This is a genomic window from Paenibacillus sp. ALE3 (assembly GCF_054113405.1).
This window is the reverse complement of sequence record NZ_CM134214.1, coordinates 2267098-2289169: the sequence shown is the minus strand read 5'-3', so window position 1 is coordinate 2289169 and position 22072 is coordinate 2267098. Positions and strand designations below refer to the sequence as shown.

General features: G+C 44.5%; 19 protein-coding genes and 2 pseudogenes. 5 read left to right on the top strand and 16 right to left on the bottom strand.

The features are described 5' to 3' along the window. Positions 1-58: 58 nt before the first annotated feature. The 11 genes and pseudogenes from ACXHJ2_RS10315 to ACXHJ2_RS10265 all read right to left on the bottom strand — a co-directional run bounded on the left by ACXHJ2_RS10315 (position 59) and on the right by ACXHJ2_RS10265 (position 11672). A pseudogene (locus tag ACXHJ2_RS10315) lies at positions 59-974 on the bottom strand (IS3 family transposase). Positions 975-1124: 150 nt separating this feature from the next. Next, positions 1125-3533, bottom strand: coding sequence for a cellulase family glycosylhydrolase (locus tag ACXHJ2_RS10310; RefSeq protein ID WP_165080594.1), 2409 nt, complete (start codon positions 3531-3533; stop codon positions 1125-1127). Positions 3534-4016: 483 nt separating this feature from the next. Beyond that, positions 4017-4256 (bottom strand): hypothetical protein, encoded by a 240-nt coding sequence (locus ACXHJ2_RS10305; protein ID WP_342212798.1) that lies wholly within the window; start codon positions 4254-4256, stop codon positions 4017-4019. A 174-nt stretch (positions 4257-4430) separates the two neighbouring features. Further along, positions 4431-5612, bottom strand: coding sequence for a DUF4272 domain-containing protein (locus ACXHJ2_RS10300; RefSeq protein WP_165080596.1), 1182 nt, complete (start codon positions 5610-5612; stop codon positions 4431-4433). A gap of 58 nt (positions 5613-5670) precedes the next feature. Continuing rightward, positions 5671-6042, bottom strand: a complete 372-nt coding sequence (locus tag ACXHJ2_RS10295) for a hypothetical protein (protein WP_165080598.1) — start codon at positions 6040-6042, stop codon at positions 5671-5673. Positions 6043-6490: 448 nt separating this feature from the next. Then, the gene (locus ACXHJ2_RS10290) at positions 6491-7597 is read right to left on the bottom strand and encodes a Gfo/Idh/MocA family protein (protein WP_165080600.1); all 1107 of its coding nucleotides are present in this window, start codon (positions 7595-7597) and stop codon (positions 6491-6493) included. A gap of 75 nt (positions 7598-7672) precedes the next feature. After that, positions 7673-8401, bottom strand: coding sequence for a ThuA domain-containing protein (locus ACXHJ2_RS10285; protein ID WP_013371325.1), 729 nt, complete (start codon positions 8399-8401; stop codon positions 7673-7675). Between the two features lie 36 nt (positions 8402-8437). After that, positions 8438-9610, bottom strand: coding sequence for a Gfo/Idh/MocA family protein (locus ACXHJ2_RS10280; protein WP_165080602.1), 1173 nt, complete (start codon positions 9608-9610; stop codon positions 8438-8440). Between the two features lie 52 nt (positions 9611-9662). Next, on the bottom strand, positions 9663-10718 hold the full coding sequence (locus ACXHJ2_RS10275) for a LacI family DNA-binding transcriptional regulator (protein ID WP_014599791.1): 1056 nt from the start codon (positions 10716-10718) through the stop codon (positions 9663-9665). Positions 10719-10821: 103 nt separating this feature from the next. Next, complete coding sequence (locus tag ACXHJ2_RS10270) at positions 10822-11565, bottom strand: GRP family sugar transporter (protein ID WP_238791020.1); 744 nt, start codon at positions 11563-11565, stop codon at positions 10822-10824. Next, a complete protein-coding gene (locus tag ACXHJ2_RS10265) occupies positions 11520-11672 on the bottom strand; it encodes a hypothetical protein (protein ID WP_238791031.1) in 153 nt (50 codons plus the stop codon). Before ACXHJ2_RS10265 ends, ACXHJ2_RS10270 begins: the two co-directional genes overlap by 46 nt. A gap of 500 nt (positions 11673-12172) precedes the next feature. On the opposite strand from ACXHJ2_RS10265, the gene ACXHJ2_RS10260 reads away from it, so the two are divergent. Continuing rightward, positions 12173-14407 (top strand): alpha-galactosidase, encoded by a 2235-nt coding sequence (locus tag ACXHJ2_RS10260; RefSeq protein ID WP_165080604.1) that lies wholly within the window; start codon positions 12173-12175, stop codon positions 14405-14407. A 174-nt stretch (positions 14408-14581) separates the two neighbouring features. Here the strand turns inward: ACXHJ2_RS10260 and ACXHJ2_RS10255 are convergent, their stop codons facing one another. Then, entirely contained in the window at positions 14582-14875 is a 294-nt protein-coding gene (locus ACXHJ2_RS10255) for an SDR family oxidoreductase (RefSeq protein WP_165080606.1), read from the bottom strand. A 69-nt stretch (positions 14876-14944) separates the two neighbouring features. Between ACXHJ2_RS10255 and ACXHJ2_RS10250 the strand changes: the two genes are divergently transcribed. Further along, positions 14945-15328, top strand: coding sequence for a hypothetical protein (locus ACXHJ2_RS10250; RefSeq protein ID WP_165080608.1), 384 nt, complete (start codon positions 14945-14947; stop codon positions 15326-15328). Between the two features lie 63 nt (positions 15329-15391). Further along, the gene (locus ACXHJ2_RS10245) at positions 15392-15748 is read left to right on the top strand and encodes a hypothetical protein (RefSeq protein WP_014599796.1); all 357 of its coding nucleotides are present in this window, start codon (positions 15392-15394) and stop codon (positions 15746-15748) included. 247 nt (positions 15749-15995) lie between these two features. On the opposite strand, the gene ACXHJ2_RS10240 is transcribed toward ACXHJ2_RS10245, so the two are convergent. Both ACXHJ2_RS10240 and ACXHJ2_RS10235 read right to left on the bottom strand, forming a co-directional pair. Next, a complete protein-coding gene (locus tag ACXHJ2_RS10240) occupies positions 15996-16991 on the bottom strand; it encodes a Gfo/Idh/MocA family protein (RefSeq protein WP_165080610.1) in 996 nt (331 codons plus the stop codon). 1 nt (position 16992) lies between these two features. Further along, complete coding sequence (locus tag ACXHJ2_RS10235; protein WP_025678525.1) at positions 16993-18012, bottom strand: Gfo/Idh/MocA family oxidoreductase; 1020 nt, start codon at positions 18010-18012, stop codon at positions 16993-16995. 180 nt (positions 18013-18192) lie between these two features. Between ACXHJ2_RS10235 and ACXHJ2_RS10230 the strand changes: the two genes are divergently transcribed. Next, complete coding sequence (locus tag ACXHJ2_RS10230; protein WP_165080612.1) at positions 18193-19059, top strand: MurR/RpiR family transcriptional regulator; 867 nt, start codon at positions 18193-18195, stop codon at positions 19057-19059. A 110-nt stretch (positions 19060-19169) separates the two neighbouring features. Here ACXHJ2_RS10230 and ACXHJ2_RS10225 read toward each other — a convergent pair whose 3' ends face one another. Next, positions 19170-19475, bottom strand: a complete 306-nt coding sequence (locus ACXHJ2_RS10225; RefSeq protein ID WP_025678528.1) for an ArsR/SmtB family transcription factor — start codon at positions 19473-19475, stop codon at positions 19170-19172. A gap of 111 nt (positions 19476-19586) precedes the next feature. Here ACXHJ2_RS10225 and ACXHJ2_RS10220 point away from each other — a divergent pair. Continuing rightward, positions 19587-20749, top strand: a pseudogene (locus ACXHJ2_RS10220) (MFS transporter). A gap of 128 nt (positions 20750-20877) precedes the next feature. Here the strand turns inward: ACXHJ2_RS10220 and ACXHJ2_RS10215 are convergent. After that, positions 20878-22005 carry an NAD(P)/FAD-dependent oxidoreductase gene (locus tag ACXHJ2_RS10215; protein WP_165080614.1) on the bottom strand — a complete coding sequence of 376 codons (1128 nt, stop codon included), beginning with the start codon at positions 22003-22005 and terminating at the stop codon, positions 20878-20880. Positions 22006-22072: the final 67 nt, after the last annotated feature.

The window sequence follows — 22072 nt, the reverse complement described above, 5'->3', positions numbered from 1 at the left end:
GCGGCTTCACGCAATTTGGTCATACCCCTGTCAAGTAGACAGAACTAAAAAGACATCTTTAAGCAGCAACCGTTTCTCGGTATTCAATCGGGGAACGGTTGTTTAACTTTTTCTGAAATCTATTTTCATTATAAAAAGAAATGTACTCCCGTACGTGTTGTTCTACCTCCGCTAGGGTTCCGGGTTTCGTTAAATAAATCTTCTCTGTTTTAAGATGGGAGAAGAAGGATTCTATACAGGCATTGTCTAGGCAATTTCCACGCCTTGAATGGCTCCAAGCATGCCAAGCCGCTTAAGTTTGCGGTTAAACGGGTTGGAGGTATACTGAAAACCCTGGTCTGAATGGAGAATGACACCCTCCATGTTCACGTTCTTACTTAGAACGTCTAGCGTCTCGCTAACTAGAGCAAGGTCATTTCGTTCCGAAAGACGCCAAGCCACGATTTCATTGTTAAACAGATCTTGAATGACAGAGAGATATACAAACCGCTCTCCAGCTCGTATGTATGTAATATCGGTAACCAGCTTGGATAAAGGAGAATCTGCCTGAAATTGTCGATCTAATCGGTTGGCATTTACCACAGATGCCTGTTTGCCAAAAAAGCGCCGCTTCTTTCGAATGACGGAACGGATCCCTAATTTCTTCATTAGGCGGTACATCTTTTTGTGATTGACCAAGATACCTTCTCTACGTAAAGCAACGGTCATCCGCAGATAACCAAAATAGGGATGGATCCGGTGGATCGACAACATATGGAAAATTTCGTTTTGGGTCGTCCCTGCCTTGTGGTCGTTGGCTGGAGGTTCTCCCCCGCTCGATATTTCATCACCCAGCTTTGCACTTGGGATTTATTGCGAATGTCCAATTGTTTCGTCACTTCACGAATACTCATATGTTCTTCGTTCACCAACCGGACTGCCTCCATCTTTACATCTAAGGAGTATTGCCGGAATGATTGTCCCTTTTTAGCCATGAAAAATCCCCTCCGTTCAACAAGATTAAGTCCATCTTAACAGATGTCTTTTCTCTCTTGTCTACTAGAAGGGGATAATACCAACTTGGCGGCTTTGTGTACAGAAAAAGCTTGTTTTCGTACTGAACATTGTTGACTAACGTTAAATACTCATGGTTTACTGGATGACTGTTTGTTGGCTGAATCGCTATAAACCGAGCTTAATTTTGATGTCGCCCTAATACCATTGGGACCTTCAATGATAATACGACCTTGTTCCGTTAAGCTTGATCCTTGCCAGTCAGTAGTCATATCCAGATAATCAAGACCCGGACTGTTTCCTTTCCAAGACCATGCAAGATAACCTACTCCCTTTTGCTCAGCGTAACTCATAATGGTAGCCTCATCCACATCACCGCTCGTATGCTTGATCCCGAATTCTCCAATCAGCAGAGCTAGGTTTTTATTCAGTACATTATCCATATTGCTCTTTACTGTGGCGGCATTACCTCCGGCATATTCGTACATATGAATGGAGAACATCGTATTTTTAAGCGGATCTGCATTAAAGACTTCTTTTCCGTAGTCAAAAATAGATTGCGGATACTGTCCCCATCCTGCACCATCAACAATGATTGTATTTTTGATGCCAGCATTTCTGAGCTTAGGTATAACAGACTTATAACCTTGCGCCCAGCCTCCGCCATCCCATGTTCCATACCATTCGTTCGCGATATTGAGGATGACGGTGCTTTCTTTTCCAATGAGTGCACTTTTCATTTCAATCCAGTAATTAGCGATATTATCCAATACAGCAGCGCTGTCAGACCCTGTGCCATCATGTACTTCTAGAACAACGACCAATTTGTTTTGCTCTGATAAAGTGATTAAATTTTGTATCGCAGACAGATCATCTTTTGTCCATTGCTGACCATCCGACAGTACGATTCTGACAGTGTTCGCTCCCGTTTTTGCAATGGCAGGGATCGCTACAGACTCTTGCCCCTTATACCAGGTATAAGCGTGATTGATTCCCCTCATAACAAACGGATTCCCCTTGGCATCGTAAAGCGTTGTTCCATTAATATAAAAACCTGTATTCTCCGTTGTAGAATTCGTCGTAACCTTTAGGACATTGCTTGCTGTTGAAATATTTCCTGCTGCATCCCTGGCTTTGACAGTGAAGCTGTATGTTGTATTGGCGCTAAGCCCTGTCACCGTATAACTTGTCGTAGGGGTTGAATCGACCAAAGTTGTTCCATTGTACACATCGTAGCTGGTAACATCGACATCGTCTGTTGATGCTGTCCATACAAGGCTTACCGAAGTGTTTGTTTTGGAGTAGCTTTTCAGGTTTGCTGGTGCTGTTGGTGCCGTTGTATCAGGGGTTGAGTCAACAAGCGTAAACTTCCATTTCTGCTGATCATTTCCGTTATCCGTCCATTGCTGCACATTTGCCCCGTCATTAGTATAACCTCCGATTACATCCAGCGCTTTACCGCTAGATTGTACAAGCAGCTTATAATATCCACCGCCGACGTCAATCATTTTCCATTTTTGATTAGTTAAATCGCTGTCTGTCCATTGCTGTACACTAGCCCCATCTTCTGAAGAGCCTCCGGCCACTGTTAATGCTTTACCGCTGGATTGCACAATCAATTTATAATATCCATCTCCAACGTCAATGACTTTCCATCTTTGCCGAGCGCTACCGTTGTTCGTCCACTGCTGCACCTTCGCTCCATCGGCAGTTGAGTCTCCTGCTTCCAGATTTTTTCCGCTATGCTGTGCCGTTAGTTTATAAGTTTCACCTGAGACAATATTTGTGTCAGCTGCGCTGGTGGTAACATCAATCACATTGCTTGCATCTGACACATTACCTGCGGTATCTCTGGCTTTCACATAAAAGCTGTACGCCATGTTGGCTGTTAGACCGGTAACGATGAAGGATGTCGACGCACTGGATCCTACGAGGTCTGATCCTTTGTAGATGTCGTAGCTGGAAACACCTACATTATCTGTAGATTCCGTCCACTGCAAGCTTACTGTTGTATCTGATACCGAGGAACTAGTCAGGTTGGAGGGAGCTGTTGGAGGTAAGTTATCCTCCGGTTCATCAGCTGAATGCACTTCAAATTCCCAAAGGGAATATCCGTAGCTGGTAGCTCTTTCGATACCGTTCATTTTTACATATCTAGCGTCTGTTGCTTCGAAAGATATCTTATCGATTCCTCCATCTCCAGTCGTGGTGGAATAGACGGTAGTCCAATGATCATCATCCGTCGATGTCTGAACTTGGTAGGACTTCGCATAAGCGGCTTCCCAGTTGAGCGTAACGCCATTGATTTTGGTGGTGCTACCAAGATCTACACTTATCCACTGCGGATCTGAATATTGTGAGGACCATCTAGTTTGCGGGTCACCATCAATCGCAAAATCAGCCGCTTTACTTGAATCTTCGACGGAGCTTGCGGTTGCCGATTGGGTAAGCCTAGCATTTTCGAAAGCGCTCACATTTTTGAACGGCAACATACTCATCAGCAGTCCAAACAAAATCAAGCATGTTATGGTTTTTTTCATTCCCAAAGCCTCCTATTTACCATCATAAATAGCTAATTGGTTACCCCTGCATTCTCATAGATTTCAATTCCATTCTCCATCCCTGAGGCACGGTAAAGTCTTCTCCTTTCCGATCATAATTGGGACCAAAACAAACAAACGTAGAACAACCCTAAAGTAACCGCTTTCTTTTACAACTTCAATTATTTCGCTTTAATAGATTTTCTGTATCATTCCCAGTGATGAGATTTTATCAAAGCGACCTAAAGCATATATATTTTTGTTTTCCAGTACTATTCCTTGATGATTAAAAAGTTTTAAAATCTGTTTTCCTAACTCCATAGCATGGGTCCTAAAAGTGCAAAACAAGACAACTTTCTCCCAGCAGTTGTCTTGTCTAGTATTGTTATATTTGTATAATTGTCGATTCAACTCGTTATTCTCAGGATTGTAATCTTGTTTACCAGAAATATAAATCGCTACCCTTGAGCTTGAACATAGCCTCTATGAAAAAATAATCGCCGTAAATGATAGATTGATGATGAAGTGGTCTCTAGGTTCTTCGGCTGGAAAAGGATGGCTCGGCATGTTCGGAGCTTCTGTCCCCAGAGTCGGTAACTTGCCGCCATGACTCAGGCGCAGCCAGCCGTCTTCAGTCCATATACACTTCTGAATCGCTGTTTCCCTGCCGAGTGGATTCATTAAAGAAGTACCGGGAAAAGGCCGAGTACATAGATGGGCCATATACCATCCCTGTGCTGCGTTTCGACCAGCTTCCCATGATTGAGCTGCAAAGTACGATGTTTGAGATCAGTGAATTGCGAATTTACGGTCAACGTCATGAATTTTAAGTAAAGTGCCCCACACCAAATAATCCTCTACTTAATTGGTAGAGGATTGATGTTTCTAGACTTCCTATTATGTATCTGTGCGCACATCATCCCAATCCTGTCCCATGTAACTGGTGAGCCATTTAAGCACACGATGACGTTCATACACTACACCATCATCCAGATTTCCAGGGGCTGGCTGTTTATGAATGCGGCTATCCACACACATCCAATCGTAACGACAAATTAAATCGGCTTCATCTAAAATTTCCTTGCTGCTGCGCGGCCTTGAGCTTGACAGAAAAGCCTCAAATGAGTCGAATTGCTGCAGCTTTGAAACAGACAACGGCACGTCGCAAATCCCAGTTGGGTCACCTAGCTTCTCAAGATGGCCCAAAGCCCATAACAGAGTCCAAAAGCCTTCATAACGCCATGAGAACTGGATGCCCTCCGACTCATCGACATCATCATTGGATAAGAACCTCTTTTCTTCCGGTGAAAAGAAACGGTCCGCGCCATACTGATCAGTCACTTGATTTATCATCCGTTTCGTATCATCCTTGCTTTCACCCGCACCGATACACTCGCCTTTCAGTGCTACAATACACAAAGCAACGGCACGGCCAGCCACTTCCTTGAGAGAACGGATGCTGTCTGCGGCTTCATCTCCTAGCCTGCCTGGGATCGGCGGCATTTGCGTAAAGCCTTGATCGACCAATTTCTTTTCCGACCGCAGCTTCCGCTCCATCCCGGATTCGGTAATTGGGTCCTCTCCGTGCAAATAACTGACATGAGCAGTAACTGTATAATCTTCCACTTCCGAACGCCCATTGACATCTAATAACAGACTTCCATCAGGTGCAAGCAAATTACCGCCACCCCAGAACATCAGCCCGTCCAACGAATTTATGATATCAAGTAATTCGGCAAAAAAGGCTTCAGATATATCCTCCTCGGTCTCCACACCAATCACCATATTTAGCGTACTCATCTTGATCAGCAACTTTTGCTGCAAATGTTCGTTTTCAGCAGGAATCTGACTGAAAAAATTTATCATTCCGTTAAGCATGGAGGCAAACTCCTCCGGATTCGTTTTGCTGGTCATTATGTTAAAGCCTTTGACTTTCTTATTAAACCAGCCCTTGCTTTTGACCTCAAATCTAGTTTTGCTTTCATTCACGTGTATCTTGTTATTGGGATAAATCGACTCTAATAGTCTCTCAACCTGATCCAGATCAAAGGTGGAGCTGTATAGCGCACAATTTCTCATGATGACCTCCTTATGGCAACACTACGAATAGTCCATGTTTGTTACTTGCTCGATTCAATTAACTCTGCAAAAGCCGATGCAGTAATGCCTCTCCCTCATTCTCAAACCTTCGCTGTTCCTTCAGGAATCCAGGAACATCTTGTAGCTGGGAAGGTCTGTACCCAGGACCGTCACATCCGCAGGAATGGTAAGAGTATCCGTTTTGGTACAAAAGCTCTACCTTTTTCCACTGCTTGATATCCGTTTGCTTCGGGGCCTGAAAATCATGCCCCATGTCATGCATGGACGTCTGGCATTGCGGACATACATGGACAATCCCCTCATATTTTTCCTTTGGAATCTCAAAGCGGGATGTTTGCTTATATACCTTCCTACAAGCAAAGCAGGCAAAGATATCTTTGTATGGACCGTACATTGCATATCTACACATATTTTCACCCTCCTCAAAAATTTCAATTGGTCTGATTTTTTTCGCTCAAAATTTAGCAATCTATAAACCTATTTTTGAAAAATTAAAAATACATTCACATCACCGTAGTATTAAGAGTACATAGATGTCAAGCTGATGTTTCTTTTATATTAGAACGACACTATAGAACTAATCAAGCTAAAAGGTCCATTCTAGCGCATTCCTCGCAGTAGTAATGTTATTTTTATAGCATTAAGATCTTGTTCAAGGCGCAAAATTATGTAGCATGATGTTTCAAAAGTTAACTAAGAAGACCCCAAAGCCGCAGTCAAAGCAGAGCTGGAGCCTTCTTTTTTATAGTAATTAATATCAAAGCAGAATGCGCAAATCCCCAGACCGACTTTTGGGACAGCCCCTCCAGTCTTATAATTCTTGTATGCTGCAGGTCAGCTTCAGGCTGGTACTTGTTTTATACATCTAACGTATATAAGGGCAGGTTTTCTGTTAAAGCCGCCGGGCGCTGACATGTACTCTGCATCGTATAAAAGGTCTGCTGATCGGAAGAATCATGGAACGCCCACATCGCTTCCAGCACATGGTAGGCCAGTTCCCCGCTGGCGCGGTGAGGTCGTCCGTTGCGGATAGCATAGGCCATATCAGCAACTCCGATACCCCGTGTATTTTCCTGATAACCTGGCAGCAGCGGTACCTCTGTCCAATTGTGCTCGCCTAGCAGCCTGAAGCGAACTGGCCCTCCGAATGTGTTCGGGTCAGGTACCTGCAACGTGCCATGCGTACCATACACCTCGATCGGTGGCAGAGTGCTACCTCCAAAAATGTCAAAGCTGGTAATCAGCGTACCGACAGCTCCCTGCTTGAAGCGCAACAATCCAGCCACATGGGTCGGAATATCGACTGGGATAGTCTGGCCTCTCTTTTTCTCGCTCGTAATCGTTCGCTGATCCATCGCTTTGCTGGTCATGCCCGAAATGGCGGCAATCGGTCCCAGCAATTGCACCAGAGCCGTCAAATAATAAGGTCCCATATCAAACATCGGACCACCACCAGCTGCATAATAAAATTCAGGATCAGGATGCCAATGTTCATGTCCACGGCTCATCATGAAAGCCGTAGCAGCTACCGGATTCCCAATGACTCCGTCTTCAATCAACTTCAATGATGTCTGTATACCGGAGCCGAAGAAGGTCTCCGGTGCGCAGCCAACAAGTAGTCCCTTTTGATGAGCAAGATCCAAGACTGCCTGGCCCTGCTCTCGGGTGACAGCAAGTGGCTTCTCCACATAGACATGCTTGCCAGCCTCAAGTGCTCTGAGACACACTTCGGCGTGAACGGCCGGAATGGTCAAATTAATGATGAGTTCGATCTGCGGATCAGCCAAAATCTCATCTACCGAATATACGTTCGGAACGTTGAACGCTATCGCCTGCTCCTCTGCCCGACTTTGGTCCAGATCCGCTACTGCGAACAGCTCCAGAATGTCGAAACGATGGCAATTTTCCATATAAATTCCGCTAATTTTACCGCAACCGATAATGCCCACTTTCATTTTTTTCATGCCTGGACTCCCTTCTCCTTCAGAAAAAATGGATAATGGCATTCTTTTATTACATCGGATACTATCCTGTTCACGCTACTGTTGCTGGTTGTCTGCCATACCCGTGTATGCCTCTGCCAGCGAGCTACCTCGGCTGGTCGCCGCCTGTTTGCCTGCCGCAGTCCACAGGAATCCGCTGCGCATCATCTCGGTCACTTGAGGAATTTCTATGATATCTGCGTGATGACCTAGCGAATTGTAGAACACGCGGCCGTTTCCCCACCGCTTTGTCCATACAACGGGCATATCCACTGGCCCATTGGCCGAATGAGGTCCCGGAACGACCGGGAAGCGTGTGGTTGCCAGCACCTCAACCGCAGGGTCTACATGGAGGTAGTACTGCTCGCTTATGACCTGAAAATCCTCAATATGGTCCAGCAGCGGGCTCGATCCACGCTTTATGTTTACCATGTACTCCACCCCATCATTGCCGGGATGTGCAACCCATTGCCCACCTGTCATGAATTGCCAGTCCACGTTGTTTCGAAAGGCATCACACATGCCACCGTGACAGCCTGCCAGACCTACGCCGCTTTGAACCGCTGCTGAGACATTATTGATCAGTTCCTGCTCAATCTGTCCCATGGTCCACATGGGAACGATCAGGTCCAGGCCAAGCAGTTTCTCCGCATCCTGATAGGCTTCAAGGGTACTGGACACCTCCACCTCAAACCCTTCTTCCTTCAGAATGCGTTCAAAAATGGCCGCCACCTGCTCCGGTTCATGTCCGTTCCATCCACCCCATACAATCAGTGCCTTGCGCATCTGTAATCCACTCACCTTTCGGAATGTGTTGTTAACCTACATTTCTTCAATGGATACCCAACGGCGTTCCTCTATAGATCGTTCTACTGCTTCAAGCACAGCCTGACAAGCGACCCCGTCGTGGAAGTTCGGCGAAGGTTGCCGCCCTTCGGAGATGGCACTCAACATCTCAAGCATCTCGTGGGTGAAGGTATGCTCGAATCCAATTGTATGTCCTGCAGGCCACCAGGCTTCGGAATACTTGTGTACCGGATCGGTGGCGAGCACGCGGCGGAAGCCCTGAACGCCTTCCTCATCCTGTGTGAAATACACTTCCAGCTCATTCATCCGCTCAAAATCAAACCGCACACTGCCCAGACTACCGTTGATTTCGAATGAATTTGTGCTCCGATGTCCGGCTGCAAAGCGTGTGGCCTCAAAGCTGCCCAGTGCGCCTCCAGCAAAGCGTGCTAAGAACAACGTGGCATCATCAACCGTCACTTCTCCCATCGGTGCATTGGCCTCGGTACTCCTTTTGGAGCTCAATCCGCTCATCTCCGTAGCCAGCGGACGCTGTTTGATGAACGTCTCGCTCATGCCGATGACTTCGTGGAACTCGCCGACCAGAAACCGAGCGAGATCAATCAAATGGGCGCCAAGATCACCATGAGAGCCAGAACCGGCCACTTCTTTTTGCAACCGCCATACCAGCGGGAAGGACGGGTCCATAATCCAGTCTTGAAGGAAAAAGGCGCGAAAATGATAAATCTTGCCCAGGCGACCGCTTTCGACGAGCTGCTTCGCCAGCTGGACAGCCGGAGAAAAGCGGTAGTTGAAGCCAATCATATGGTTGACCCCTGCTGTCTCTGCTGCTTGCAGCATGTCACGGGAATCCGCCAATGAAAGCGCAAGCGGCTTCTCACAAAACAGATGCTTGCCATGGAGGGCAGCCTCAATGACAATTTCCTTATGGGCATTACTCGGGGCGTTAATGTCAACAAGATCAATATCGCTACGTTTCACTAGATCACGCCAATTCGTAACACTTTCGCTCCAGCCGAACTGGCGGGCAGCTGCCTGAACCCCCTGCTCGTTACGTCCACAGATAACGGACATCTCTGGTTGCAGCGGGGCATCCGGGAAGAACATGGGTAGACTACGGTAAGCGTTGCTGTGAGCCTTGCCCATAAATTTGTAGCCAACCATTCCAATACGAAGACGGTTAGACATGTCGTGATCCTCCTTATGGGTATGAGTTTCAACGAATTATTGATGAATGATGTTATTGACGAATGGATGACGCCCTAATAATCAGCTCTGTGGACAGGAGTTCTCTGATTAAGTCGCACCCAGTCAGTTCCAGAGCCGGAGTGAGATCCTGAGAATCGGGTATAAGCTTCGAGGCTGCAAGTTCCCCCATCTCATAAAATGGAACACGGACACTGCTTAGTGGCGGAACAGCCATCTCAGCTGCATCCGAGTCATCATAGCCTACAAACGCTGGAAACCGCTCAACTGCCAGCCCGCGCTCACGGAGACCCTGCATTACACCGAGGGCCATCCGGTCGTTCGCCGCAAATACGGCATCAATATCATCTAATTTGTCTGCGATTGTAGCCGACGCTTCGAGCCCGCTTCGACGACTGTAATTACCTTCCAGAATCAGCTCATGGTCATATTCAATACCAGCCTCCTGAAGCGCGATGAGATAACCCTTCAATCGCTCAGTACTGTTGGAATAGATATCCGGACCGTTGAGAAAGGCTATCCGCTTGCATCCCTGCTCAATGAGATGACTTACAGCCGCCCGGCTTCCTTCTACATGGTCTGCATCCACTTCACAGAACGACTGCCCTTCAAAATGGTGATTCATGACACAGAACGGTCGCCCCTCTTGCTGAAGTCTCTTCAGAGCCTCCACCTCATCGTGCTCATCCCTTGCTCCAAGGATGATACAACTGTCGACCTTTTGCTGACGGAAAAGACTGCTGTAGTCCATCCGTTCGCCCGGTTTTCGGAATAATAGTAGTAGATCGAGCCCGCTGTCTCTGGCCTTGTTACCGATACCGCTCAGCATCTCGGAGAAAAAATAAGCAGAGAACAGGTGCGCCTTCGGGACATAAGGCATAACCACACCAAGATGGCCGCTTTTGCTTCGGGCAAAGTTGCGGGCCAATGCACTGGGAACATATCCAAGTTGATTGGCAACGTCCAGGACCCGTTTCCGCGTATCTTCCTTGATAGGACCGGTCGCGTTCAATACCCGAGACACCGTCGCTTCAGACACGCCAGCGAGTTCTGCTACTTCCTTGCGCGAAACGATATTGCCCACCTCCAATCATTTTATGTACGCGCGTACATTTTCTCATGCTGCTATACCTCTGTCAATCCCGAAAAGCGTGCCCTATTGATATATAGGCTTTTTTCTCCACAAATTCTCTCTAGGGCTTAAGCAGGCTAATCATTCCTACTCCTATCATCAGCACCGTAATTCCCACAAGTATAGCTAACCATTCATAAAGACTTTTCTTTTCCTTAAATATTAAAATGCTGCCGACACAAGCAATTGCAATGATCGCTTGAGAGATCGGAAAACTAGCCGCCATGCCGATCAGACCGTTGGAAATAAATAGTGCTAGATTAGCAATGCTCCAAACCAATCCTGTAAACAAATTGCGAAGCACTGGAGAGAAGCGTAGCCGATGTTTGCCTTTCAAATTTATGACCAGGGCCGAGTATAACATCCCGAGCGATTGCGGCAGAATGACGGACAGCCCAGATATATTAAAGTACTGATTGATAACTACATAACTGCTTAACGCTAACCCGGAGCAAACCAGCATCATGATAATTCGTAACGGCATAGGCTTAGACAGCCCAGCAGACTTGCCCTGATAGCTGGTCAATAGAACTCCCGCTAAAATACACAGAAGAGAACCAACACCCATCCCATATTGGTAACCTGTTATCCATTCACCCAAGATCAGTGCGGCAAATAACGTCGTCCCTATCAACTGTAGACCGCAAATTACAGGAATGGCGATGGATACGCTTACTTTTTGGAAAGATCGAAAATGGAGTAATTGTCCAGCAGCCCAGAAAATACCGGATATAAAACTTACCACGAAAGAAATCGGTGCTAATGAGGCTGGATGAATGATATACAAGCACAGGGCAAACAGCACAGCACGGTACCTGTCAGCTGTTCTCGGGGACTGGCTTTAGTCATATACGCCAATATCGGCATGACTCCCCAGCCGACAGCTGTAATAAAGGTAGTTATGAAATCCACGTGCGGTTCTCCTCCCGTAAAAAGTATTCTTCCTACAATCGTTAAAAATACCATGCAGGAAAAAACCAATAATTTTACGATAGCAAAGAAAACCGCTTCCAAATACCAATATTTTTATAGATTAATATAGCAAAACCAAAGAAATTGTTCCCTATATGCACTTGTCTCACAATTATATAGAATCAGATCCGATATATTTTCATGCTCTGAACTGGGATGTGTATCTACATCCTGAAACGTATTCTGGCCCATTCGCACCCTCCCCGTACTTTGCCCAATATAGAATCTATGTTTGTTAATTTATCAGTATAGCATAAGTTAAGGATGACAAATACTTAGAAAAAGGTTGAACCTAACTATAAATTTTGTTTGAAAGATTCTATGTTTTTCCCATAATACGCTTAAAAAAAGTAATGTATTTTCTTCCCCTGGCTTTGTTATGCTGAGTTCGATAATAACGCTTTCAACAGGACAGTTATATTTTGAAAGGGGCTATGTACATGGCTAGTATACAAGTTAACCCAAAGGAACGTACATTTCACTTAACGAACAAATACTGCAGTTATCTTTTCCGTGTCATGGAGAACGGGCAATTGGAGCATTTATATTATGGCAAAAAAATGGAGTACCTAGGTCAGTATGACCGTTTTATTGAACGAAGCTACCGCTCTGTGTCTGTCGGTGAGTTTGATGGTGACTTGGTAACATCATTGGAAAGCATCAAGCAGGAATTCCCTTCTTCGGGAAGTGGAGACTTTAGAGAACCAGCAGTTGAGATCATACAGGAGGACGGTTCTCATGTCATGGAGTTCATCTTTGACCGTTACGAGGTCATCACGGGGAAACCTAAAATCCCCCATCTCCCTGCTACGTTTTGTAAGGAAGCAAATGAAGCAGAGACACTCCTGATCACGCTGACCGATTCCCTTACAGGAGCGGTTGCCGTGCTTGCATACACCATCTTCAGTGAACTGCCTGTAATCACGCGATCCGTATCCATAACGAATTCCGGAAATAGTATTCTAAGAGTCAATCGTCTTATGAGCGTGAGCCTTGATCTTCCTGACTCCGAATATGAAATTATTCATTTGTCGGGGGCATGGGGTAGGGAACGACATGTGGAGCGTACACCACTCAGACCAGGTGTTCAGTCCATTGGGAGCACACGAGGAATTAGTAGTCATATTCACAATCCATTCTTGGCGCTTGCCAAACCGGGATCTCAGGAACACCAAGGAGAAATATATGCAGTGAATCTCGTCTACAGCGGAAACTTTCTTGCCCAGGCGGAAGTGGACAGCTACTCAACTACCCGACTGAGCCTCGGTATTCATCCTGACAAATTCTGCTGGACTCTGAAGCCTGGAGAATGTTTTTATTCACCTGAAGCAGTTATGGTCTACTCACAGAGCGGTTTGAACGGCATGAGCCAGGCGTTCCATCGCCTGTACAATAAACACTTAATTCGTAGTAGCTGGGCTGAACGGGAACGACCTGTATTGATCAATAACTGGGAGGGTACCTACTTTGATTTTACCGAAAAGAAAATAGTGGATATGGCTAAAAAAGCAAGTGAACTAGGGATTGAGCTCTTTGTCTTGGATGACGGTTGGTTCGGTCAAAGAAACAATGATACCTCCTCACTCGGTGACTGGTTTGAAAATCGTGAAAAGCTACCGAACGGAATCTCGAATTTGGCAAAGAAGATCAATGAGCTTGGTATGAAATTCGGTCTTTGGTTTGAGCCGGAAATGGTTAACTCCGACTCTCATATTATGAGGGAACATCCGGATTGGGTTGTGGGAACACCCGGGCGTAAACGCAAGCATGGACGACATCAGTATGTTCTTGATTATTCCCAACCGCCTGTTGTGGATTACCTGTTTAAGTTAATGGATGACGTGCTCTCTTCTGCTCATATCGAATATGTAAAATGGGATATGAATCGCTGCATTTCAGAAGCCTATTCATTATCTCTGGGCAAGGAAAGACAGGGCGAGTTTTTCCATCGTTACGTCCTAGGCGTGTATGCTTTATATGAGAAACTGATTACCAAATACCCTGAGGTTTTGTTTGAGTCCTGTGCTTCCGGTGGAGGACGATTTGATCCAGGGATGCTTTATTATGCTCCGCAAACATGGACGAGCGACGATAGCGAAGCTATTGAACGTCTTAAGATTCAGTATGGCACTTCCATGGCCTATCCGCTTAGCAGCATGGGTGCTCATGTGTCAACCATTCCGAACCACCAGGTAGGCAGAACTGCACCGCTGCAAACCAGATCAAATGTCGCCTACTTCGGTGTATTCGGTTACGAACTTGATCCATTGGCTTTGACCGAGGAAGAGTGCAATATAATCAAAAAGCAAATACAACTGTATAAACGTCAGCAACGATTAGTTACCCAGGGAACGTTTTACCGTCTGCTAAGTCCCTTTGAAAAAAATGAGACAGCTTGGATGACCATTGATGCAGAACGTGAGCATGCTCTCGTCGGCTGGTACCAGGTACTCTCACGCCCCAATGCAGCTTATTCACGGCTAAAGCTCATCGGACTGGACGAAATGGCAGTATATTTCGTGAAAGAACTGGATCGACGTTTCACAGGTAGCGAGTTAATGAACATCGGACTTATACTCACCCCGCCTTATAAGGCTGACCAGGATTTTAATATTGCGGAGAAATATGATTTCTCATCTCAATTATTCACTCTAACTAAAGAGACTTCCTCGTGATTGATATAAGTTTCATTAAGGGATAGACTTTAGTTAGAACGCTATGATTGTGCTATTGATCTTAAATACGTCATACCGGGTAAAATCATTTTCGTATAAATTCGATGATTTTACCTGGTACGACTCTCTGAAAAAAAGGTATCCCATCAATTCAATCTCCACAGCTATGAAGAATTAGATCATAGGCCTGTTCTTCTCTCCAACTCCTCCGTATATCTCATACTCATCAGCCTTGACTGCATGCCTAATCGCGCAATATACAGTACTGTCTGGGTAGACATTATGTCCAGCAATAGAAGACAAGTTAATGATGTGTCCCGATTTGTGTTCCCGCATCGCAGGCAAATCAGCTGCAATTCCATACAAAATCCCTCTGCTGTTCATATCAATCATCATACTCCATTCATCAATTTGCTCTCGCCTAACTATTCGAATCAGACCATTGAGATTTCTAATCTCAAATCGCATTTGCCTAGGTTCAATTGTTTTGTGTCGGCATATGTTGTAACAAATAAAAAAAATAGAGGAGTGCTACTTGTGTACTACAATCTGGTACCTACGCTAACTCATTGCAGGCATATGCACAATCGGGAGTCTTTTGTTAATGCACAAGCGACTCGGCAGGAACCGGATATGACGGGAATCTGGCGAGGTAACGATGGAAGCGTGTACTACATTCGGCATGATGACCCCCATGTCTGGTGGGCAGGATTTAGCGACAACGGCAGTGGGCAAAACTGGACACACGTGTTTCATGGAATTCGTCAGATTGGACCAGAGGGAGTGGTAATCTCAGGAAATTGGGCCGATGTACCGCGTGGAAGGAACAAGAACAACGGTACCTTGGTCTTAACCCGTAGTGAAGACCAGTTGACCAAGGTATCCGGTGGAATTATCACAACTACATGGCAACGATGGTAAAGCAAGCTGCTGTTGTGGACTTATGCTGTAACGAATAATAAATTCAATAGAGGAGTGCAACCTATGTACTACAATCAGGTACCTACACTAACTCATTGGAGGCAACCTGCGTATGATTTGACAGGAACCTGGCAAGGCGACGATGGAGGCATATACTACATTCGGCACCTTAATAACAATAGGATCTGGTGGACAGGATTAAGCGACAACGGCAGTGGTCATAATTGGACCAATGTGTTGGAAGGGGAAGTGACTTATGATCCGACCGGGGCGGTGGAAGTCAGCGGACAATGGTATGATGTACCCCGTGGAACGAACAGGGGCAGCGGTATCTTGGGCTTTTCTGTACGACTTGGTGATCTCGTCAAAACATACCAAAGCAGTGGATTTGGTGCGAATATTTTGAGAAAAATATCATAGTTGGTTGAGGGCACCCGAAAACAGGTCCTTTTACGTTTAAGCCCTCACTTTTACCTTCCCTCCAGTGTACTTGTCCAGTAATAGATGAACTTCGGGAAGAGGATGGCCGAGCAAATTGGCATGCTTTTGGACCGGAAATTGTGAATCTAGGCAAAAAAAGAGTAGCAGACGTATCTATCTGCTACTCTCAAATCCATGAGTCAGAAGCAGCTCAAGCGAGTTGCTTCTTCAATTTCAGGTACAAGCATTAAAGATTATGTTTATCGGGACCAAACACAAGATTGGCCGACTGTTTGGCCTTCTCAATGACATTCATGACCTTTTCGCTATGTTCAAGCATATCCGAGACTTTTTCCAAATCGTTTTCTCGGATGATACGTTCGAATTCAACGAATTCGTCATACATACGATGCGAATGATCTTTCAGGTCCACCTGGATGGGCGTTTCCTTATTAGGAGTGTATTCAAAATAATCGCATATATTAGCTGAACTCGGCATGTGTACATAGCCTTTATTGCCTTGAATGTTCACTGCATTGGGTGCCGTACTGTCTTTTGAACCTATGCAAACACACTTAAAATCGCCGTAATCAAGCAGCAGTATGCCTGAAGTGTCAATTCCACGTTCCATGTTCGCCAGGTATTCTACCTTCTTAGGGCTCCCGAAGAGGCCAACAACAAAATGAATATTGTATAAATTGATATCCATCAAGGCTCCGCCAGACATTTCCGGATTAAACGCAGGCTGGATTACTCCCGCTTTAAAAGCCTCATACCGGGATGAATATTGAGAATAGTTGCATTCAACTATTTTAATCTCGCCAAGTTTAGGCAGATACTCCTTTATGGACAAATAATTTTTCAAATATTGATTCGTAATAGCTTCCACCAATCCCAGTTTTCTTTGCTGAGCAATTTCTTTTAGCTCTAGAAATTCATGCACATTGGATGTAAAAGGCTTCTCACATATGACATGTTTACCACTCAGTAATGCTTCTTTGGCATATGAATAATGGAGATGATTAGGCAAACCAATATAGACAGTATCTACGTCATTATTCCTCAGCATTTTGCTGTAATCCGTATAAATCTGAGAGATTCCATATCTATGTTGCCAAGCTAGTAATTTCTCCTCATGGCTAGGTCTAGAACAAATGGCCTTTAATAAGATCGTCGGGATTTCCTGAATAAAGCTCAATAGATCCCCTACGATCATTCCTGCTCCGACAATTCCCAATTTCATTCTAGTTACACTCCTCTATACCCTTCTCAAGTATTTCCATTGAAGTTATGGTTTCTTCATCTGTAATCGCTTTTTCTTTGCCGTGTATGATCGAATGATAGAGATCGTCATACACTCGGGCATAATCTCCTTTTTCAGAAACCACTTTTTCTTCATGGTACTGACCATCATCATCCAGGTACGTTAAAATGCCATAATGCTCAGGCTGGTCGATGCCAAAATCGGCGTGTCCCTTAGGCAGATAGTATAATTTAAGATGCTCCTCCTGACGATCCTTTGTCTGTTTTATAAAAACGCCTTTTTTGCCGTATACTACAAAACTCGGCCGCTCTTTTAAACGAAAAAAGCTGGATTTAATGGATACCTTGAGTGAGGGATAATAAAAATCCAGATCAAAATAGTCATTCATTCTTCCAGAACCGAGCAATTGGCGCACGTCGTAATGGATCGTGTCAGGTTTCCCAAAATAGGAAAGAACCTGGTCAATGGTATGAGCGCCATGTCCATAGAGGTAACTGTTATATTTGGAAAAATGAGAGGTGGAGTTGGGGGTTTCAGGGCGGTAATAATCAAAATGCATTTCCACCTCCAACAAATCACCGAGTTTTCCTGATTCAATGACCTTCTTGGTAGTGAGAAAATCCGAATCGTATCGTCTGTTTTGGTAGCACTGTATAATCAGATTTTTCTCTTTGGCATATTGGAAGATGGACACTGCTTCTTCTTTCGTTAACATAAAGGGTTTCTCAATAAGTACATTTTTTCCGTGGTCGAGTGCCATTTTCGCATAAGTGTAGTGGGATTCTACAGGTGTACAGACAACAATCAACTGAATTTCCTTATCGTTCATTAAAGATTCAAGATTATCTGTATACTGCACGCCAGGGATTTTCTCCCACTCCCCTTTATCTGGATTACGGGCGTAGATCGTCTTTACTTTCAAATGATCTCTGGTCAATGAAAAAGGAAGATGATACCGATTGGTGCTTTTGCCATTCCCAATATAACCGATGGTAAGCATATTAATTCCCCCTAGGCTCTTTTTCATTTATTATAGTAGAAGAACGTCGATCGTAAATAATTTGCCATCAAAACGGTACATTTAACCGAATATTTGTAAGCATGACGGCTTGTTTTTAAACAAAATGTTTATTGGGTATCTTTTATCAAACGTTATTTCAATTGAACCGGGGGGAACCTGTTGAAAATACTGATGCAATTATCAGAAATGCAAAACTTTACACCAAACGAAAAAAGCATTGCTTCCTACATTTTGGTCCACAAGGAATCGATCCTGCACTTAAATATTCAGGAGCTTGCCAAAGCTACGTATACTTCGCATTCCGCCATTAATCGATTAATTCACAAACTTGGGCTATCCGGCTTCAAGGAGTTTATAATAAAACTCGCTCGGGAATTCCAGCAAGATACCCAGAATATTTCCAATGTAGACCCCAACTATCCATTCGGGTTTGATGAAACCCCACTTCAAGTGGCGAAAGAAATTGCTGAATTAATGAAGGAAACGATTGAAAAAAACTTTACATTCATGGATGATCACTTACTGTCACAAACAGCCAAGTTACTGGATCAAGCAAATAGGATCTTTATATATGCGTTAGGGGATTCACAAATCCGAGCAAAAAGTTTTCAGAATAAATTAGTAAAAATCAACAAGTATGTGGTTATAGCCACGGAGCTGTCTGAATGGGCTTACCATACGGCTAATCTAACTTCAGAAGATTGCGCTATTTTCTTAACTTACCACGGTAAGTCACCGATTTTTTTAAAAGCGGCACGACATTTTACGCGTGAGAATATCCCTTTTATCACCATTACAGCTACCAATCAAAGTGAGTTGGCCAAACGAAGTAGTATATGTATCCAGGTGCCTAATGACGAAGTAAAGCATGCCAAGATTGGTACTTTTTCGTCGCAAATTGCCTTTGACTATGTATTAAACGTGATTTACTCCTGTATCTATAAAATCGACTACTTGAAAAATATGCAAACCCTGACACAATCGTTGGAGAATTCGCATCTCAACGACATGATGAATGACGTGTAGAGGGATCAGCTTCTCTCTAACTGCAAAATAAGCGGCAATTTATAATTATATATGGTTGTTCTTCGACAAATAAGGTCTAGTTAGTTTTATGCTAACTAGACCTTTTTCTTTTATTGCTTCAAGCCCATCAGTACGGCCGACAGCAAGCTAGGAAAGCGTTCATTCAAATCATCGTAACGGATAGAGATAAAGCGTTGGGTTCCCTCTATTCTCGTATGAATGACCCCTGATTCCCGAAGAACCTTAAAATGATGAGACAAGGTTGACTTTGGAGCTGAAATATCTATCGAGCTACAGGATTGCTCCCCTTTTTCGGCTAAAATCTGGATGATATTAAGCCGAATGGGGTCACTTAGAGCATATAAAACTGTAGGTAGAGTAATTTCAATTACGTTGGGATGATACAGCGTTCTCAAGATCCGTTCACCTGCCTAACAAAGAATTATAGTTGCATTATAGCATATTGGAATGCTATATTTCTATTATTCGAGAATATTCGAACTATAGAACAAATGGAGGGTTTCGTTTTGAATAAAATTATCACCTTGTTTTTCTTGATCATGTTTTTCATTGGTACAGATACGTTCATTGTGTCGCCTCTTCTACCTATTCTTCGTGAAAGCTTCGGCATTTCTATCGAACAATCGGGCTGGATTGTTTCAGCCTATGCTTTAGGGTAGCTCTGTTTGCCTTAATTGCAGGACCGTTGTCAGATGCATGGAATCGAAAAAAAGTACTACTGTTCGGCTTACTTGGTTTTGGTATCTTCACTCTACTTTGCGGCTTTGCCGTTGATTTTTGGACCATGTTTGCTTTTCGCTTATTGGCTGGCATTAGTGCCGCTTTTGCCTCACCTCAAGTTTGGGCAGCCATTCCTCAGTTAGTTCAACCACATAAAGTGTTAAAAGCCATGGGAGTTGTCACCGCAGGATTAGCTTTTTCCCAAATGCTAGGCGTGCCCATTGGCAGCTATCTCGCTACCGCCGGGTGGCAAACCCCCTTTATTATGATTGGTTGCTGCACCTTCCTGATCGTTATTTGGACTGCTGTTCTCTTGCCCGCCTTGCCTCCTTCTATACAGAAGCAAAAGGCTCCCTCGATTAGGAACAGATACCGTTCATTGCTGCAGGGGTCAACACCTAAGGTCGCTTTTCTGGCCTACTTCCTGTTCCAACTCGGAAATTTTGCTGCCTTCTCTTTTATTGGCACATGGCTGTCCGACAAATTCAGCCTCAATGTTGCAAATATTGGTACGGTGATATTATTCCTTGGTTTAGGAAATACGATCAGCAGCTTATTTGGGAGCAGCTTAGTTAACAAAGTGGGGCCTAAGCACTCTTTGATCTATGGCGTAATTTTCATCAGTCTGCTTTATTTGCTTCTGCCCTATTTACCTAGTGTGACCTATGTCGAAATTACATATTTTCTGATCTTCCTTATCCTTGGAATGATTTTCCCGCTTATGATGAGTATGCTTCAAACCTTATCTGCCACAGCACGCGGAACAGTTTCATCACTTGCCAATTCTTCTATGTATTTTGGAACAATGGTTGGCTCTTTCACAGCAGGAATGCTATACGCGCACAGCGGTGGTTTTATTTCCGTTAGCCTGTTTTCTGTGATTTGTTTCGGTGTGTCACTAATCTTGTTCCTACGTAGCGGGGTTTTACTAGGTCTAAGACTAAAATAGAAACGAGTAACCTTAAAAAATCGACATAAGCTCTATCTTTGGGCCAGGAAAAGAACTTATATTATTAGAAAAGCCGCCAGTAGGGCGGCTTCTTATGCATATCTACTGTTGTTGTCCAGCTTCAAGGATCAATCTTCATCAATAGCATTTCGAATATCATATTCATCGATGTTGATATCCAAAGCCATCCCCAGTGCTAACTTTGCCAGTTGGCTTCCAATAAAGGGACCCATGGTCAGCCCGGATGCTCCAAGCCCATTGGCAGCTATAAGGCCGTTCCAGCCAGGCACAGCTCCAAGCACCGGTAGAAAACCGGGGGTAAAAGGACGGAAACCGACTCTTACCTCCTGAAAAGTGCTATTTGCCAAACCAGGTGCTAATTCTAAACCTTTATTTAGGATTTCCTGCATTCCACCTGCTGTTACTCTTGTATCGTAGCCTTCGATTTCATTTTCGTGAGTCGCACCTATTACGATCTTCTGTTGATCAAACGCCAACAAATACTGGTCAGAAGGCGGTATGATTACAGGCCAGGTGCCTGTATCTTGTCCGGCAGGGATCTGCAAATGCATGATTTGTGCCTTTTGAAAACTAACTTTAAAGCGAATGCCCAAAGGCAGCATCAGTTGATTGGCCCATGCACCAGCACAAACAATGACTACGTCAGACGAAAAACTATGTCCATCGACCGTTACTCCGGTTACATGGTCGGAATTATATTGAAGCACAGCATCCCCATGGATAAGGGTTGCCCCATTTCTTTGGGCTGATCGGATCAACGCGTCACGTAGCGCACGACCATCTATACGAGCGGCACCGCTAATATGAACAGAATGATATCGATCTTCTAATAAAGGAAACTGTTCATGGGTTTCCTTTTCATTTAGTTGCGTAATTTCACCGATTTCCGGTGCATCTGTATGTCGTAAGTGTGCCCGTTCCTGCATTTTTTTGATTTTCTCCAAATCATCGTGAATACTGAGAGCCCCAACTTGAGCATAGCCAGTTTCTGTTTCTCCCTCGCTTTTGAGTTCTTCAATCAATTCGGGGTAAAAACGTGCGCCCGCTTTGGCTAGCTGGTACCAAGCCTGATTGCGTCGCTGTGATAGCCAGGGACAGATAATGCCAGCAGCTGCATCAGTCGCCTGTCCTTTATCTTTGCGGTCTACAAGAATGACATCAGCGCCCATTTTTGCTAACTGGTATGCTGTCGATGCCCCCAGAATTCCTGACCCGATTACGATAACCTTCTTCATGATTACATCCCTTTCCTAAATCACTGTATCCATTATAGCGAATACTGCATGAATGCATAAAGTTTGA

What these genes read in the sequence shown, in the direction of transcription:
- ACXHJ2_RS10310 (WP_165080594.1), bottom strand. Translation starts at nt 3,533, where the DNA reads ATGAAAAAAACCATAACATGCTTGATTTTGTTTGGACTGCTGATGAGT.
- ACXHJ2_RS10305 (WP_342212798.1), bottom strand. Translation starts at nt 4,256, where the DNA reads ATGGCCCATCTATGTACTCGGCCTTTTCCCGGTACTTCTTTAATGAAT.
- ACXHJ2_RS10300 (WP_165080596.1), bottom strand. Translation starts at nt 5,612, where the DNA reads ATGAGAAATTGTGCGCTATACAGCTCCACCTTTGATCTGGATCAGGTT.
- ACXHJ2_RS10295 (WP_165080598.1), bottom strand. Translation starts at nt 6,042, where the DNA reads ATGTGTAGATATGCAATGTACGGTCCATACAAAGATATCTTTGCCTGC.
- ACXHJ2_RS10290 (WP_165080600.1), bottom strand. Translation starts at nt 7,597, where the DNA reads ATGAAAAAAATGAAAGTGGGCATTATCGGTTGCGGTAAAATTAGCGGA.
- ACXHJ2_RS10285 (WP_013371325.1), bottom strand. Translation starts at nt 8,401, where the DNA reads ATGCGCAAGGCACTGATTGTATGGGGTGGATGGAACGGACATGAACCG.
- ACXHJ2_RS10280 (WP_165080602.1), bottom strand. Translation starts at nt 9,610, where the DNA reads ATGTCTAACCGTCTTCGTATTGGAATGGTTGGCTACAAATTTATGGGC.
- ACXHJ2_RS10260 (WP_165080604.1), top strand. Translation starts at nt 12,173, where the DNA reads ATGGCTAGTATACAAGTTAACCCAAAGGAACGTACATTTCACTTAACG.
- ACXHJ2_RS10255 (WP_165080606.1), bottom strand. Translation starts at nt 14,875, where the DNA reads ATGCGATTTGAGATTAGAAATCTCAATGGTCTGATTCGAATAGTTAGG.
- ACXHJ2_RS10245 (WP_014599796.1), top strand. Translation starts at nt 15,392, where the DNA reads ATGTACTACAATCAGGTACCTACACTAACTCATTGGAGGCAACCTGCG.
- ACXHJ2_RS10240 (WP_165080610.1), bottom strand. Translation starts at nt 16,991, where the DNA reads ATGAAATTGGGAATTGTCGGAGCAGGAATGATCGTAGGGGATCTATTG.
- ACXHJ2_RS10235 (WP_025678525.1), bottom strand. Translation starts at nt 18,012, where the DNA reads ATGCTTACCATCGGTTATATTGGGAATGGCAAAAGCACCAATCGGTAT.
- ACXHJ2_RS10215 (WP_165080614.1), bottom strand. Translation starts at nt 22,005, where the DNA reads ATGAAGAAGGTTATCGTAATCGGGTCAGGAATTCTGGGGGCATCGACA.